The organism is Phytoamicus setariae (assembly GCF_016722925.1).
Taxonomy (GTDB): domain Bacteria; phylum Pseudomonadota; class Alphaproteobacteria; order Rhizobiales; family Rhizobiaceae; genus Rhizobium_E; species Rhizobium_E setariae.
The window spans coordinates 40,123-53,834 of the sequence record NZ_JAEQNC010000005.1; the positions used below are offsets into that span (position 1 = coordinate 40,123).

General features: G+C 60.8%; 12 protein-coding genes. 10 read left to right on the forward strand and 2 right to left on the reverse strand.

The window, feature by feature from the left end; all coding sequences use genetic code 11:
- Positions 1 to 177 precede the first annotated feature (177 nt).
- From JJB09_RS09990 to JJB09_RS10035, 10 genes are all read left to right on the forward strand, one after another.
- Complete coding sequence (locus JJB09_RS09990; protein ID WP_201656963.1) at positions 178 to 1,203, forward strand: ABC transporter permease; 1,026 nt, start codon at positions 178 to 180, stop codon at positions 1,201 to 1,203.
- On the forward strand, positions 1,200 to 2,033 hold the full coding sequence (locus JJB09_RS09995) for an ABC transporter permease (RefSeq protein ID WP_201656967.1): 834 nt from the start codon (positions 1,200 to 1,202) through the stop codon (positions 2,031 to 2,033). Before JJB09_RS09990 ends, JJB09_RS09995 begins: the two co-directional genes overlap by 4 nt.
- Complete coding sequence (locus JJB09_RS10000; protein ID WP_201656970.1) at positions 2,030 to 2,920, forward strand: ABC transporter ATP-binding protein; 891 nt, start codon at positions 2,030 to 2,032, stop codon at positions 2,918 to 2,920. The genes JJB09_RS09995 and JJB09_RS10000 overlap by 4 nt, the downstream gene beginning before the upstream one ends.
- Complete coding sequence (locus tag JJB09_RS10005; RefSeq protein ID WP_201656973.1) at positions 2,917 to 3,729, forward strand: ATP-binding cassette domain-containing protein; 813 nt, start codon at positions 2,917 to 2,919, stop codon at positions 3,727 to 3,729. Before JJB09_RS10000 ends, JJB09_RS10005 begins: the two co-directional genes overlap by 4 nt.
- The gene (locus JJB09_RS10010) at positions 3,722 to 4,222 is read left to right on the forward strand and encodes a GAF domain-containing protein (RefSeq protein ID WP_246748660.1); all 501 of its coding nucleotides are present in this window, start codon (positions 3,722 to 3,724) and stop codon (positions 4,220 to 4,222) included. The genes JJB09_RS10005 and JJB09_RS10010 overlap by 8 nt, the downstream gene beginning before the upstream one ends.
- Positions 4,219 to 6,291: a hydantoinase/oxoprolinase family protein gene (locus tag JJB09_RS10015; protein ID WP_201656979.1), complete on the forward strand. Its 2,073-nt coding sequence runs from the start codon at positions 4,219 to 4,221 to the stop codon at positions 6,289 to 6,291. Before JJB09_RS10010 ends, JJB09_RS10015 begins: the two co-directional genes overlap by 4 nt.
- Positions 6,292 to 6,303: 12 nt before the next feature.
- A complete protein-coding gene (locus JJB09_RS10020) occupies positions 6,304 to 7,965 on the forward strand; it encodes a hydantoinase B/oxoprolinase family protein (protein WP_201656982.1) in 1,662 nt (553 codons plus the stop codon).
- Positions 7,966 to 8,098: 133 nt separating this feature from the next.
- Positions 8,099 to 9,115: a zinc-dependent alcohol dehydrogenase family protein gene (locus JJB09_RS10025; protein ID WP_201656985.1), complete on the forward strand. Its 1,017-nt coding sequence runs from the start codon at positions 8,099 to 8,101 to the stop codon at positions 9,113 to 9,115.
- A gap of 13 nt (positions 9,116 to 9,128) precedes the next feature.
- A complete protein-coding gene (locus JJB09_RS10030; protein ID WP_201656988.1) occupies positions 9,129 to 9,944 on the forward strand; it encodes an aspartate/glutamate racemase family protein in 816 nt (271 codons plus the stop codon).
- Positions 9,945 to 9,959: 15 nt separating this feature from the next.
- Positions 9,960 to 11,063: a M24 family metallopeptidase gene (locus tag JJB09_RS10035; protein ID WP_201656991.1), complete on the forward strand. Its 1,104-nt coding sequence runs from the start codon at positions 9,960 to 9,962 to the stop codon at positions 11,061 to 11,063.
- A 58-nt stretch (positions 11,064 to 11,121) separates the two neighbouring features.
- Here the strand turns inward: JJB09_RS10035 and JJB09_RS10040 are convergent, their stop codons facing one another.
- Together JJB09_RS10040 and JJB09_RS10045 are read right to left on the reverse strand one after the other, a co-directional pair.
- Entirely contained in the window at positions 11,122 to 12,378 is a 1,257-nt protein-coding gene (locus JJB09_RS10040) for an alpha/beta hydrolase (protein ID WP_425523704.1), read from the reverse strand.
- Positions 12,379 to 12,677: 299 nt separating this feature from the next.
- The gene (locus JJB09_RS10045) at positions 12,678 to 13,613 is read right to left on the reverse strand and encodes a Hint domain-containing protein (RefSeq protein ID WP_343229007.1); all 936 of its coding nucleotides are present in this window, start codon (positions 13,611 to 13,613) and stop codon (positions 12,678 to 12,680) included.
- Positions 13,614 to 13,712 lie beyond the last annotated feature (99 nt).

Sequence of the window (13,712 nt, forward strand, 5' to 3'; positions counted from 1 at the left end):
CCCCACAAGGGGGAGGGCTTAAGGCCGGGCACCCTCTCGCCTAGCAATGAAGCAGTGCCGTACATCCGAGCTTAGTGGTTCGGAAGAGACGGTTCGACAGGCTAAGCCCTCCCCCTTGCGGGGAGGGTTTGGGAGGGGTTTTCCTCCTGACTGACTTCGAAACGGAAAGAACCAGCCATGTCTCCTTTAGTCCGCCTCCTTGCGAAGCGGTTGGGAACCTCTTTGATCGTATTGATCGGGGTTTCCCTACTGATCTTCGCGATTGCCCGGGTAATCCCCGGCGATCCCGCGCGCATCGCGCTCGGCCCGAATGCGACGGCCGAAGCCGTGGCTGCGCTCAGGGATAAGTTGCATCTCAACGATTCCTTCCTTGCCCAATATGGCTACTTCGTCTCCGATCTGTTTCGCGGCGATCTCGGCATGTCGCTTTATACAAATCGCCCCGTGATGGCCGATATCACCCTGTTCCTTCCGGCAACGCTGGAACTGGTCATCGTCTCCGGCATCATGATGGTGGCCATCGGCCTGCCGCTCGGAATTCTCTCGGCGCGCTACCGCGGCACCTGGGTCGATCACACGATTCGGCTGGTCACGCTGCTCGGCGTATCGGCGCCCGCCTTCGTCTGGGCGGTGGTGCTGATGCTGGTTTTCTCCTATTTCATCAAGATCTTCCCGATTGCCGGGCGCATCTCCGATACGTTCAGCATCCAGAGCATCACCGGTTTCCTGCTGCTCGACACGCTGATCGCGGGCAATCTCAAGGCGTTCGGCAATGCCGTATGGCACATTATCCTGCCGGCTTTCGCGCTGGCTTTGTCCGGCATTGGTCAGGCCGCACGGCTGGTCCGCTCCAACATGGTCGAGACCTACGATAAGCCCTATATCGAGATGGCTGAAGCCTACGGTTTTCCGGAAAAGCGCATTGCCCGGCGTTATGCCTTCCGCCCCTCGCTCATCCCGTCGCTGACGATCATCGGACTGGATTTCGCCGCCATGCTGGGCAGCGCCTTCCTGGTCGAAGCCGTCTATGCCTGGCCCGGCCTGTCGCGCTACGGCGTCGCCGTAATCCTGCGCAAGGATCTCAACGCAATCGTCGGCACGGTGCTGATCATTTCCGCCATGTTCCTGATCGTGAACCTCATCGTCGACCTTCTCGTGTCGATCATCAATCCGCGCATCCGTCTGTCGCAGAGGGCATCATGAAGAAAACCCTCGTCGTGCTCACGCACAACCCGCTGTCGCTGATCGGCCTCATTCTCGTCGGTATCGTGGTGCTGTCCGCCATCTTCGCTGACTTCATCACGCCCTTCCCCGAGCATGTCGGTGCAGTGGTCGATTTCACCAATTTCAACAAGCCACCGCAATGGCCGAACATCTTCGGCACCGATCTTGTCGGCCGGGACCTGTTCACTCGCGTCGTCTATGCCTACCGGATTTCTCTGATCCTCGGCATCGTCGTGCTGGCCATCGCCGTGCCGATTGGCGTCGCCATCGGGCTTGCTGCCGGCTATCTCGGCGGCTGGACGGAATATCTGCTGATGCGGATCACCGACGTCTTCCTGTCGATCCCGCCGCTGGTGCTGGCCATGTCGGTCATGGGTCTGCTGGAGCCGACGCTGACCAACGGCATGATCGCCGTGACCGCGATGTGGTGGCCCTGGTACACCCGTCTTGTCTACAACCTCGTCCGCTCGGAAAAGGAAGAAGGCTACGTGCTGGCCGCCGAGGTCATCGGTGCGTCGAAGATGCACATCATGTTCCGCGAGATCCTGCCGAACTGCGTGCCCTCGATCCTCACCAAGATGACGCTCGATTTCGGCTTCGTCATCCTGATCGCCTCCTCTCTGTCGTTCCTCGGCCTCGGCGTGCAACCGCCGACACCGGATCTCGGTTCGATGGTGGCGGAAGGGGCGAAGTACCTGCCGGACAGCTGGTGGCTGACCGTGTTCCCCGGCCTCGCCATCCTGATCGCCGTCTTCGGCTTCAACCTGATCGGTGACGCACTGCGCGAAATCCTGGGGGGCGAGCAATGACCACACCCACACTCAAGATCGACAAACTCAAGCTTGGTTTCAAGACCTGGTCCGGTACGTTGGAGGTCCTTCACGGCATCTCCCTGCACATCCAGAAGGGCGAGCGCGTCGCGCTTGTCGGCGAGTCCGGCTCCGGCAAGTCGGTGACGGCGCGCATCGTGCTCGGCATGCTGCAGCAGTTGAAGAGTGCGCGGATCTCCGGCACGGTCGAGTTCGAGGGAACCAACCTCGAAACCCTGAAGCCCGCGTCCCGCCACGCGCTGCGCGGCACCAAGATGTCGATGATATTCCAGGATCCGACGTCCTCGCTCAATCCGGTCTACACGATCTTCACCCTGTTCAAGGAAGTCCTAGAACGCGCCGAACCCGGCATCACGAACGAACTGGCACGCCAGAAGGCAATCACGGCACTTGCCGATGTCGCCATCAACGAACCGGAACGCGTGCTCGACTCCTATGCCTTCCAGCTTTCGGGCGGCATGAACCAGCGCGTGATGATCGCCATGGCGCTCGCCAACAATCCGGCGCTGCTACTGGCCGACGAGCCGGGCACCGCGCTCGATGTGACGGTGCAGGCCCAGACGCTGAAGTTGATGAGCGCGCTGGTCGAGAAGCACCAGACCTCGGTGCTGTTCATCTCGCACAATCTCGGCGTCGTGCGCGAATTCGCCGACCGGGTCTATGTGATCTACAAGGGCAACATCGTCGAACAGGGTCCGACGGCGGACCTCTTCGCCAATCCGCAGCATCCCTACACGCGTGCGCTGCTGTCAGCCGTGCCGCGCATCACCGGCGGCGGCATTCCCGATCTCGACGACGATCCGAAACAGTTCCTCGCGCCGCTGGTGGCGCATCAGGGCTATAGCGAAAAGGAGCTCCTGGCATGAGCACGCTTCTTTCCGTCGCCAACGTCTCCAAGCAGTTCGACGTCAATGGCCGCACCGTTCAGGCGCTGGACAACGTCTCCTTCGATGTAGCGAAGGGTGAATGTCTGGCAATCGTCGGCGAATCCGGCTCCGGTAAGTCGACCATCGCCAACATCATTCTCGGCATCTACGGGGCAACCTCCGGTCGTCTGGCTTTCAACGGCACCGAACTGCCCGCCAGGCGTATGCAGGAGCATCGGCGCGCGATCCAGCTGGTGCAGCAAAATCCGTTGTCGTCACTCAATCCGCGTCGCTCGATCGGCGCCTCCCTCCGGCTGGCGCTCGACGTGCACGATATCGGCGACAAATCCGGGCGTGCCGCGCGCACCGGCGAATTGCTGGAGGAAGTCGGGTTGCCAGCGGAATTCCGCACCCGCTCGCCCTCGGCACTCTCGGGCGGCCAGCGCCAGCGCGTGGCCATTGCGCGTGCGCTCGCCTGCCAGTCCGAGCTGGTGGTTCTCGACGAGCCGACCTCGGCGCTCGACGTCCTCGTCCAGGCGCGTGTCCTCAGGCTTCTCAAGGACCTGAAAGACAAGCGCGGCCTGACCTACGTCTTCATCACCCACGACCTTTCGGTGGTGCGCAACATCGCCGATCGCGTCGCCGTCTTCGAAAAGGGCAAGCTGGTCGAACTCGGCGATACGCAAAACATCTTCGCCAACCCCCAACACGTCTATACGCGCCGGCTGATCGGCGCAGTCCCTGTCGTGAGCCAGGAGGAAGCTATCCTCCGCGACAGGATCATGGAGCAAGAGAATGGAAATGCCTGAATACGCAAAATTCGTCGCCGCCGTTGCTGAAGCCGGCGGACAGCCCGAAAAAGCCTATGCCGCGCTCGAAGCCCTGACCAAGGCGCTCGTCGGCGTAAAGCTGTTCACCATCATGACGTCAGATACGACCGACAAGCTGTCCGAGCGCACCTATTCCAACATGCCGGACGTCTACCCGGTTTCGGGGACCAAGCCTTACAACGAGACGCATTGGTCCGAGATCACCCTGAACCAGAAGAAGACATTCGTTGCCAACACGATCGAAGAGATCGCCGAGGTCTTCGACGACCACGAGCTGATCAAGTCGCTTGGATGCGAATCCGTCATCAATGTGCCGATCATCGTCGATGGCGAAGTCATCGGCACGCTGAACTGCCTGCATGACAGGGGGTTCTACACCGAGGAGAAGGTGCGTGCCGCCGAAGCCCTGAAGCTGCCGGGCGCGGTCTGCATGCTGTTGCACGAAAAGAAGCGCAAAGGGAGTGAAGCATGAGCGGAAAGACCATTCGCGTGGCCACCGACGTTGGTGGCACGTTTACCGACCTCGTATGTTTCGAGACAGATCATCAGACCGGCGTTTCGCGGATTACCACCGCGAAATCCGACACGACGCCGCCCAACTTCGAGCAGGGCGTACTTAATGTACTGGAGAAGGGCGGCGTCGATCCCAAGTCTGTCGATTTCTTGGCCCACGGCACCACGGTCGTCATCAATGCGCTGACCGAACGCAAGGGCGTAAAGGTCGGCTTGATCACCACCGAAGGCTTCCGCGACAGCCTCGAGATCGCCCGCGGTAACCGGCCGGATTTCTTCAATCTGCACTACAAGAAGCCGGAGCCTTTCGTGCCGCGCTACCTGCGCTGCGAACTTCCGGGCCGCTTCAACTACCACGGCGAGGAAATGAAGCCGCTGGATCTTTCGGGCCTGCCCGCGATCCTCGATGCCTACCGCGCCGATGGCGTGGAAGCGATTGCCGTCTGCTTCCTGCATTCCTACGCCAATCCGAGCCACGAGCAGGCAACGATTGCCGAAATCAAGCGCCTGTGGCCTGAAATCGCCACGGTCGCGTCGCACCAGATCACCCGCGAGTGGCGTGAGTACGAGCGGACCAACACCGCAGTCATGTCGGCCTATGTGCAGCCGACCGCCGAGCGTTATCTCACGCGGTTGAACGAGGGGCTCGCAGCCAAGGGCTTCGATGGCAACCTGTTCATCATGCAGTCGAACTGCGGCGTGGATTCGCTGGATTCCGTCAAAAAGATCCCGATCACCATGGTCGAATCCGGCCCGGCCTCGGGCTTCTGGGGCGCTGCCGAACTCGGCAAGCTGATCGGCGAAAAGAACGTGCTGGCGCTCGACATCGGCGGCACCACCGCCAAGTGCTCGCTGATCGAGGACGGCAAGGTCAAGATCATGACCGACTACTGGATCGAGCGCGACCGCACGTCGGCCGGCTACCCGATCATGGTGCCGGTCGTCGATCTCGTCGAAATCGGCAATGGCGGCGGCTCGATCGCCTGGGTCGATGACTTCGGCAAGCTGCATGTCGGCCCGAAATCCGCAGGCGCCATGCCCGGCCCGGCCGCCTACGGCCGTGGCGGCACCAGCGCCACCACCACCGACGCCAATCTCTGGCTCGGCCGCATCAACCGCGATTATTTCTGCGGCGGCTCCGTCGTCGCCGACATGGCCGCGACCGAGAAGGCATTGACCGATGTCGGCGCGAAACTCGGCACATCGGCCAGCGACGTGGCCCGCGGCATCATCCGCATTGCCAACAACAACATGGTCAATGCGCTCAAGCTCGTGTCGCTCAACCGCGGCCATGACCCGCGCGACTTCACGCTCGTTGCTTTCGGCGGTGGCGGCGCTATGCATGCTGCAGCGCTGGGACAGGAACTGGGCGTCAAGAAGGTCGTCATCCCGGCTGGCGCTGCGGTTTTCTCAGCCTGGGGCATGATGATGTCCGACCTGCGCCGCGACTACTTCGTCACCAAGCTCGCCGACCTCAATGCCGGCGCAGCGGTTGCCATCGAAGCCCTGTTTGCCGAAACCGAAGCCCTGGCGCTCAGCCAGTTCGGCGAGGAAGGCGTGGACAAGGCCAAGGTCAAATTCCTGCGCTACGGCAAGTTCCGCTACCAGAACCAGGAACACACGACCGAAGTGCTGATCGAAGGCGTGATAACGGATGCCAGCCTTGCCGGCATCGAGACTGCCTTCCACGAAACCTACGAACGCGAATACACCTATCGCCTCGATGCACCCGTGGAATTGGTCGGCATCCATCTCGTCGCCTCCGCCGAGGTTGGCAAGCTGAAGATGCAGGAACACCCGCTCGGCTCGACGCCGGCATCTGCCGCGCTGAAGGGCGAACGCGACGTCGACTATGCGTTGGAAGGCGTTCACACGGCCCAGATCTACAACGGCGAGAAGCTCGAGCCCGGGATGAACTTCACCGGCCCGGCGATCATCGAAGATCCGGGCACGACGATCGTCATTCATCCCGGAAATCGCGTCGAGGTCGACGGCTTCGGCAACATCCATATCCATCTCAAGGCTTGAGGAGTGCGAGACATGACTTCAGTTTCCCACGACCCGATCACGCTCGAAATCATCCAGAACTCGCTGCAGGCGACGGCTGATGAAATGTTTGCCGCCATGCGCAAGACGGCTATGAGCTCGATCATCTACGAAGTGCTCGACATGGGCACCGGCATTACCGACGCGGCAGGCCGCCTCGCCTCCTCTGGCGCCGGCATCCCCGGCTTCATCGGCGTGCTCGACAAATCCGTGAAGGTGCTGCTGGAGAAGTTCGACAAGCCCGGCCAGATCGAGCCGGGCGACGTCTTCATCACCAACGACCCCTATTATGGCGGTGTGACGCACCTCAACGACCTGGTGGTATGCATGCCCGTCTTCGTTGGCGGCAAGCTGATCGCCTGGACGGCCAACATCGCCCACAACTCCGATGTCGGCGGCAAATCACCCGGCTCGCTGTCGGCCGATGCGACCGAAATCTTCCAGGAAGGCCTGCGCCTACCAGCCATCAAGATGATTTCGAAGGGCGAGGCAATCCCCGGCATCTTCGACATCATCACCGTCAACTCGCGCATGCCCGACTTCCTCGAGGGCGACCTCTGGGCGGCCATCGCATCGGTGCGCATCGGCGCCAAGCGCCTGGCCGAGCTGGCTGAAAAGTACACCGTGGCCACCTTCGAGGCCGCGATGGACAGTTTCATGAACCACGGTGAAAAGATCGCGGTCGCCGAGCTCGCCAAGCTGCCGCATGGCAACTTCGAGCTGACCGAAGAGCAGGACGACGGTCGCTTCTTCAACGTCAAAATCAAGATCTCGGCCGACGAATTCGTCATCGACCTCCGGGACAATCCCGATCAGGACGCGGGCCCATCGAATGCCGGTCATGACGACACGCTGGTCAGCATGCAGGTGATCTTCAAGGCGCTGACCGACCCGACCTCACCGGCCAATGAAGGCTCCTTCCGGCCGCTCAAGGTGCTGACCAAGGAAGGCACCTGCTTCCACGCCAAAGAACCGGCAGCCGTCGGCTTCTATTATGAAATCGGCATCCGCGCCTATGACCTTGTCTGGCGCTGCCTTGCGCCACACATGCCGGAAAAGCTGCCAGCCGGTCATTTCTCGTCGATCGCCGGCACCTTTATCGGTGGCATCCATCCGGACACCGGCCGCCAATACACGATCATCGAGCCGCAGATCGGCGGCTGGGGTGCATCGGCAGGCAGCGACGGCAACAGTGCGATCTTCTCGGGCGTACATGGGGAAACCTATAACTGCCCGGCGGAAATCTCCGAAGCCCGCAACGGCCTGTTCGTCGACCGCATGGAGCTCAACACCGAGCCGGGCGGCGAAGGCAAGTGGACCGGTGGTCATGGCATCAAGCTCGACTACCGCATCCGTCGCGACAACTCGTTCCTGACGCTCGGCTATACCCGCTCGCGAATCCTGCCCTGGTCGCTTGACGGCGGCAATGAAGGCTCCGCCAACTACGCGCTCGTCATGCGCAAGGACGGCACCAGCGAGCGCTATGCATTTGCCTCGGGTATCCGCGTCGACACCGATGACGTCATCCGCGTCATCACCGGTGCCGGCGGCGGCATCGGCAACCCGAAGGATCGCGATCCGGCACTCGTGCAGGAAGATATTCGCAACGGCCTGATCACCGCCGAGCGCGCCCGCGAGGTGTACGGCGTCTCCTGAGACGCAGTCACCGACGCTCCACGACCTCCGTTATCCCGTTTTGACAAGGTGGCATCGCTTGCGATGCCACCGACGGGGTGACTTTGCCTGCACTTGGCCAACAAGACATATCAAATAGGGAGGAATATTTGAAATGCCTAGGATCGTTCACGTCGAAAAGCTCGGCGGCCCTGAGTTTCTGACTATCAATGATGCGGCGCTCGCAGAGCCAGGCCCCGGCGAAGTCCGTCTGAAAGTGGATGCCTTCGCGCTCAACCGTGCCGATATCCTCTACATCACCGGCTCGCACTACACCGAGCTCAAGCTCCCCTCGCGCATCGGCTCAGAGGCCGCCGGCATCGTCGACAGCGTTGGTCCGGGCGTCGATCACATCAAGGTCGGCGACCGGGTTTCCACAGTCCCCTTCTTCACCACCCAGTCTGAACGGCATGGCGTTCAGGGCGAATTCGCCATCGTCCCCGCCGGGTACGTCGCTCCCTGGCCCGAGGGCTTCACCGCCACCGAGGCATGCTCGGTCTGGATGCAATACCTGACTGCCTATTTTGCACTCGTCACCGTAGGAGAGCTTTCCATCGGTAAGTCGGTGCTGATCGCGGCTGCGGCCTCCAGTGCTGGCGTCGGCGCGATCCAGATGGCCAAGGCGCTCGGTGCCAACGTTATCGCAACCACCCGCCAGGAACAGAAAATTGCCTTTTTGAAAAGCGTCGGCGCCGATCATGTGATCGTCACCAAGAAAGGCGTGGACTTCTCGCTCGAAATCCGCGCTGCGACACAAGGCAGGGGGGTAGACGTCGTCTTCGATCCGGTCAGCGGCCGCTTCGCCGAAGATTACTGCCACGGGCTCAACTGGGCCGCTAAGATCTTGAACTACGGCCAACTCGACGACGAAGACCCGATCTTTCCGATCCTGCCGATAACCCGCGTCAAGGGGACGATCCATCCCTATTCGATGTTCAACCATGTGATGTTCCCTGACGAACTCGCCGAGGGTATCGCTTTCGTCATGCGGCAGATCTCCGAAGGCCGGTTCCGGCCGGTCATCGACCACATCTTCCAGTTCGATCAGACCATGGATGCCTACAACCATATGCTCGGCAACAGCCAGTGTGGAAAAATCGTCGTCCGGGTAACCGACGATGCGGGAAACTGAGGAGAAACGACGGATGACTGACAAGAAGCCATTGAAGATCATGTACCTCAACCCGGTCGGCGATGATGCTGTCGTCGATCCGATCTTTGCCGACATGGCGCGCGATCACAAGCTGCCGGGAACGGAAGTGCATGTGACGGCGCTGCCCAAGGAGCACTATGCCTTCTCGCATATCGAGTTCCGCACCTACGAAGCTATGGTGACACGCGGGATCCTGCGCGCCGTCCGCGCCGCCGCCGAAGAAGGCTTCGACGCGCTGGCGATCGGCTGCTTCTACGACACTGCACTACATGATGCCCGCGAGATCTCGGGCGACATGATCATCACCGGCCCCTGCGTCGCAGCCTGCGAAATCGCAGCCAGCCTGTCGAACCGCTTCGGCATCATCGTCGGCCGCCGCAAGTGGATCCACCAGATGCAGGCAACCGTGCATTCCTATGGCCACGCCGAACGCCTCGCCGGCTTTTACGATGTCGGCCTGGGCGTCGACGATTTCCAGAAGGACCATGCCGAGACCAACCGCCGTCTGCTGGCTGCCGGTCGCAAGGCGGTTGAGGAAGACGGCGCGGAATCGCTGATCCTCGGCTGCACGATGGAGATCGGCTTTTACAAGGAAATCGAGAAGGAACTCGGCGTGCCGGTGATCGACCCGTCGATCGCAGCGCTGAAGCGGGCGGAATATGCCGCCATTCTCAAGCGTCAGGCCGGCTGGGTGCCGAGCCGGAAGGGTTCTTGCGAATCTCCTCCCGAGGCCGAACTTGCGGCCTTCAACGTTTTTGCCGGCGACGAACCCGTGTTCGGCAGCCGCATCGTAATTCCCGCCAACTGATCAAGGATGATTTCCATGTCCGAACAAACCACAGCCCGCCTCGCCGCACTGCGCAAGCGCATGGCAGACACCGGCACCGGCCTTGTCGCCATCGCGCCGGGCTCGCATATGGACTGGGTGTTGGGCTTTCATCCGCATCCGGATGAGCGTCCGTGCCTGTTGCTGATTGCTGCCGAGAAGGAAGCCTTCCTGATGCCGGCGCTGAATGCTGAAGGTAGTCGTGAATTCACAGCGATCGAATTCTTCAACTGGGCTGACGACGTGGGCCCAGTTGCGGCACTGAATGACGCGCTTGCCGGTATTGACGCAACCGCCCCCGGCCTTGTGGCGCTCGATGAAACCATGCGCGCCGATTTCGCACTGCTGTTGCTCGACGCCCTGCCCGCCGACACCAAGCGCGATTTCACACCCAACACGCTCGGCGGTTTGCGGATGCGCAAGGACAGCGCCGAATACGCAAAGCTCAAAATGAATGCCGGCATCGCCGACCGCGCAATTCAGGCGGCCTTTGCCACGATCAAGCCGGGCATGACCGAGAACCAGGTCGCAGCCGAAATCCGCGCGCACTTCACGTCCGAAGGTGCCGAACCGCAGTTCTGGATCGTTGGCGCCGGCAGCAACGGCGCTTTTCCGCATCATTCCGCGAGCGAGCGCGTCGTCCAGGAAGGCGATGCAGTCGTGATCGACATCGGCGGCCGCAAGCAGGGTTTTCCCTCCGACATCACCCGCATGGCGGTCATCGGCCTGCCGCCGGAAGGCTATGGCGAGATCCACACGATCGTCGAAAAGGCCGTGCAGGCCGCGCTCAAGGCAGCCCGTCCGGGTGTGCTGGCCAAGGAGGTCGATGCCGCCGCGCGTAAAGTCATTACCGATGCCGGCTATGGCGAGTATTTCGTCCACCGCACCGGCCATGGCATGGGCATCGACGGCCATGAGCCGCCCTATATCACAGCAACTTCAGAAACCGTGCTGGAAGAAGGCATGGTGTTCTCCATCGAGCCCGGCATTTACCTACCTGGACGTTTCGGCATCCGCCTGGAGGATATCGTCATCCTGCGCGAGGACGGCCCGGAGATTCTCTCGGATCTGCCGCGCGACGCGCATTTCGTCCAGGTCTGATTGCTGGAACCCGTCAGGGTCGAATGGAACCATTCAATCCTGACGGTCTCTAACTCAGCTATTCAAGGACCGACGGGGCGTCGCTCAAGGTCTCGTCGAGGTCCTCGACCTTTTTCGACTTCTTCTTCTGTTCAAGAATCGACACCGGCGTCGATACGGCCGTACCGGCGACCTTGCCGATATTTCCGGCGGTACCAGCAACGACAGCTGTGATGCCCTCGCCAAGCGTGACATTGGAATCGGTCAGCGTCTGGCCGTTGACGAGGCGCTTGCCAATGAGCTGGACGATTTCCGGGCTCTCGGCAAACTTGCCGTGGTTGAGCCGGTCCTCGGTCTTGACCTGGGTGAGATCGACGATCTGGATGCCTGCCTTTTCGAGATCGCTCCGGTAAGGTTGCGTGGAGGCATCGATCGCACCCAGCCGCATCACGTCGCCCGAAATGAACCTGGACAGCGCAAGCGCCTTGTCGTCCTGAGAGACGAATACCGTGAAACTCGGCCGCTTGCCCTCGATTTCCGTCCATTGCTTGGCAAAAACGTCGATATCGATATCCGGCGACGCAAGAATGACATTCTGGATTTTCGGCGAAATCGCCCCATCACGGATCGACATCTGTCTGAGCGCTTCCATCGCCAGCCATGTGCCCATGGAATGGGCGAGCACCGTGATGTCGGTAATCTTCTTGTCCTGCGACAACGCGCGAAGGGCCTGTTCGAGTGCCGTGCGGGAAAAGTTGGTACTTTCCTTGTCGTAGTTGTAGTCGAACACGCTGGCCCGCGACGGCCAGGTGAACAGGATGGGCGTCACGCTCGCACCGGAGTCATGAACGATCTGCGCGTAGCGAAAGACGGCATCCTCGTAGGTATTGTTGAAGCCGTGGACGAACACCATGGCGTGGCCGTTGCGGCTATGCTGGTTGATCCAGCTCAGGGCTTCGGTGCGGCTGGTCAGCGGTTGGACGCGAACTACCGAAAAGTCGGTCTTCGGATCCGGAGGCAGCTTCTTCGGCCATTGCACCGTGCCGGCCTCGCGCTTTGGCGGGATCGAAATCGACACCTCCGTCACCGACGGTGAGGCGCTTCGTTCACCGGAGAACAATTGTCCGGGGTCCTGCGACCTCTGCCGGCTGGTGACCACCAGCATGTCGACCACAGCCTCGGCTCCTGACGTGTCGCCTGCAACCGGCGACATGACCCCTTGCGGACGGCCGCCGCAGGACTGAAGCAACAACGCTGCTGCCAGAACCAAGACGGACAGACATTTACTGCTGCCACTTGCGTGGACCCGTCGAACACCACCCCAAACAGAAAACATGCCGCCCATTCCACCCTTCGAGCACACCTGCTCCTTAGGCGAATAGCATATCCAAGCCTCGAAGTAACCCGCAACTGCCGCAGATCCTTGGCGCATTTCTTGGCCGCCCGGGATTTGACGGGCATTTCGTCGAAGCAAAAGGTGAAGGTTTAGAGCCTGCAAAGCCGCACAGCCCCAATGTGGCAGCAGGCGCAACGGAATGGTCGACATGATCAGGAATGCCCGCTCAGACTGGCCCTGAGGGAGGAGATTTGGCCGAGCCGATTGGCACCTTCATTCACACTGCGGCTGGTCTGATGTCATCCGCAGATCTTTTCGCCACGCTCTGCGATTCTGTCATAGGCCGTCTCAAGCAACTCGGATGTGGGGGCGCCAAAGCCCGCCAATTTGAGGAGCGCCTTGAGATGTGTCCGGCCGCTTTCGCCGACGATCGGCGCGAAGGGGGACATGGTGGCATGTGAGGTACCGCTGCGGAGAGCAGAGAACTCAGCGAAATTGGAAAAGCGTTCATAGTTATTGGCCACGGCAAGGAATGTTTCTGCCGGGGCACCTTCGGCCAGAATCACTTCGTGGGTATCGAGTACGATGTGCAAGTACTCGATGGTGTCGCTATCCGTCCGAGGAACTACTGTGATCGACGTTCCGTTGACCAGATCAAGAGCCTGAATCAACACACCGTCAATCAACAGCGCATGGCGGGGGGACAGATAGAGATCGCGGTGAGGGATGACATCATCAAGGGCATGCCGCGCGATACAGACTGGCAGTGCGCCCGTCGGCCAGGTCTCGCCTGCTTTCCGATACACTTGGCGGCCGATCCACTTGATCGGCATGGTATATCCACGAACCGTTTGAACGAGGTCACCAATCCTGAGATTCTCGATACGCACCTCGCCCGTCGATGTCATGATCGATGTGCCGCGAAGGAAGCAGTTTGCGCCCCCACCCGTGTTGCCTCCTTTGTTCCACCACTTCCTTCCCAGGGCTTGCGTAACCGAAGGGGCAACGGCCGTCGAGACGGAGACGCCGATTGCCGCAACTCTGGCAGTTGCCGCTGCAGTCAGACCGAGGAAATGCCGCCTTGCCCGGTTTATTTTTGAGGCGGGATATTTTTTAGACGCCATGGCAGCCTCCCTCTTGTTTACAAAACGCTTTACTAAATGTGCCCTATCACCCTGCATCAGTTTGCTATTTAAGGAAATCGCTTCATTGGATTCTGTTTGTTGCTGCAGCAACCGGCGTTGCTACAGCAACAGATGGAAGACCACCTGCTTTTGGAGACGTGTCGTACCACAAATGGATGGAGGTTGTGATTGCCCGCGCTCCAGAGACGC

Excerpts from the sequence above, each read along its gene's own strand:
- JJB09_RS09995 (WP_201656967.1), top strand. The coding sequence starts at position 1,200 with ATGAAGAAAACCCTCGTCGTGCTCACGCACAACCCGCTGTCGCTGATC.
- JJB09_RS10005 (WP_201656973.1), top strand. The coding sequence starts at position 2,917 with ATGAGCACGCTTCTTTCCGTCGCCAACGTCTCCAAGCAGTTCGACGTC.
- JJB09_RS10015 (WP_201656979.1), top strand. The coding sequence starts at position 4,219 with ATGAGCGGAAAGACCATTCGCGTGGCCACCGACGTTGGTGGCACGTTT.
- JJB09_RS10020 (WP_201656982.1), top strand. The coding sequence starts at position 6,304 with ATGACTTCAGTTTCCCACGACCCGATCACGCTCGAAATCATCCAGAAC.
- JJB09_RS10040 (WP_425523704.1), bottom strand. The coding sequence starts at position 12,378 with ATGTTTTCTGTTTGGGGTGGTGTTCGACGGGTCCACGCAAGTGGCAGC.
- JJB09_RS09990 (WP_201656963.1), top strand. The coding sequence starts at position 178 with ATGTCTCCTTTAGTCCGCCTCCTTGCGAAGCGGTTGGGAACCTCTTTG.
- JJB09_RS10025 (WP_201656985.1), top strand. The coding sequence starts at position 8,099 with ATGCCTAGGATCGTTCACGTCGAAAAGCTCGGCGGCCCTGAGTTTCTG.
- JJB09_RS10010 (WP_246748660.1), top strand. The coding sequence starts at position 3,722 with ATGCCTGAATACGCAAAATTCGTCGCCGCCGTTGCTGAAGCCGGCGGA.
- JJB09_RS10000 (WP_201656970.1), top strand. The coding sequence starts at position 2,030 with ATGACCACACCCACACTCAAGATCGACAAACTCAAGCTTGGTTTCAAG.
- JJB09_RS10035 (WP_201656991.1), top strand. The coding sequence starts at position 9,960 with ATGTCCGAACAAACCACAGCCCGCCTCGCCGCACTGCGCAAGCGCATG.
- JJB09_RS10030 (WP_201656988.1), top strand. The coding sequence starts at position 9,129 with ATGACTGACAAGAAGCCATTGAAGATCATGTACCTCAACCCGGTCGGC.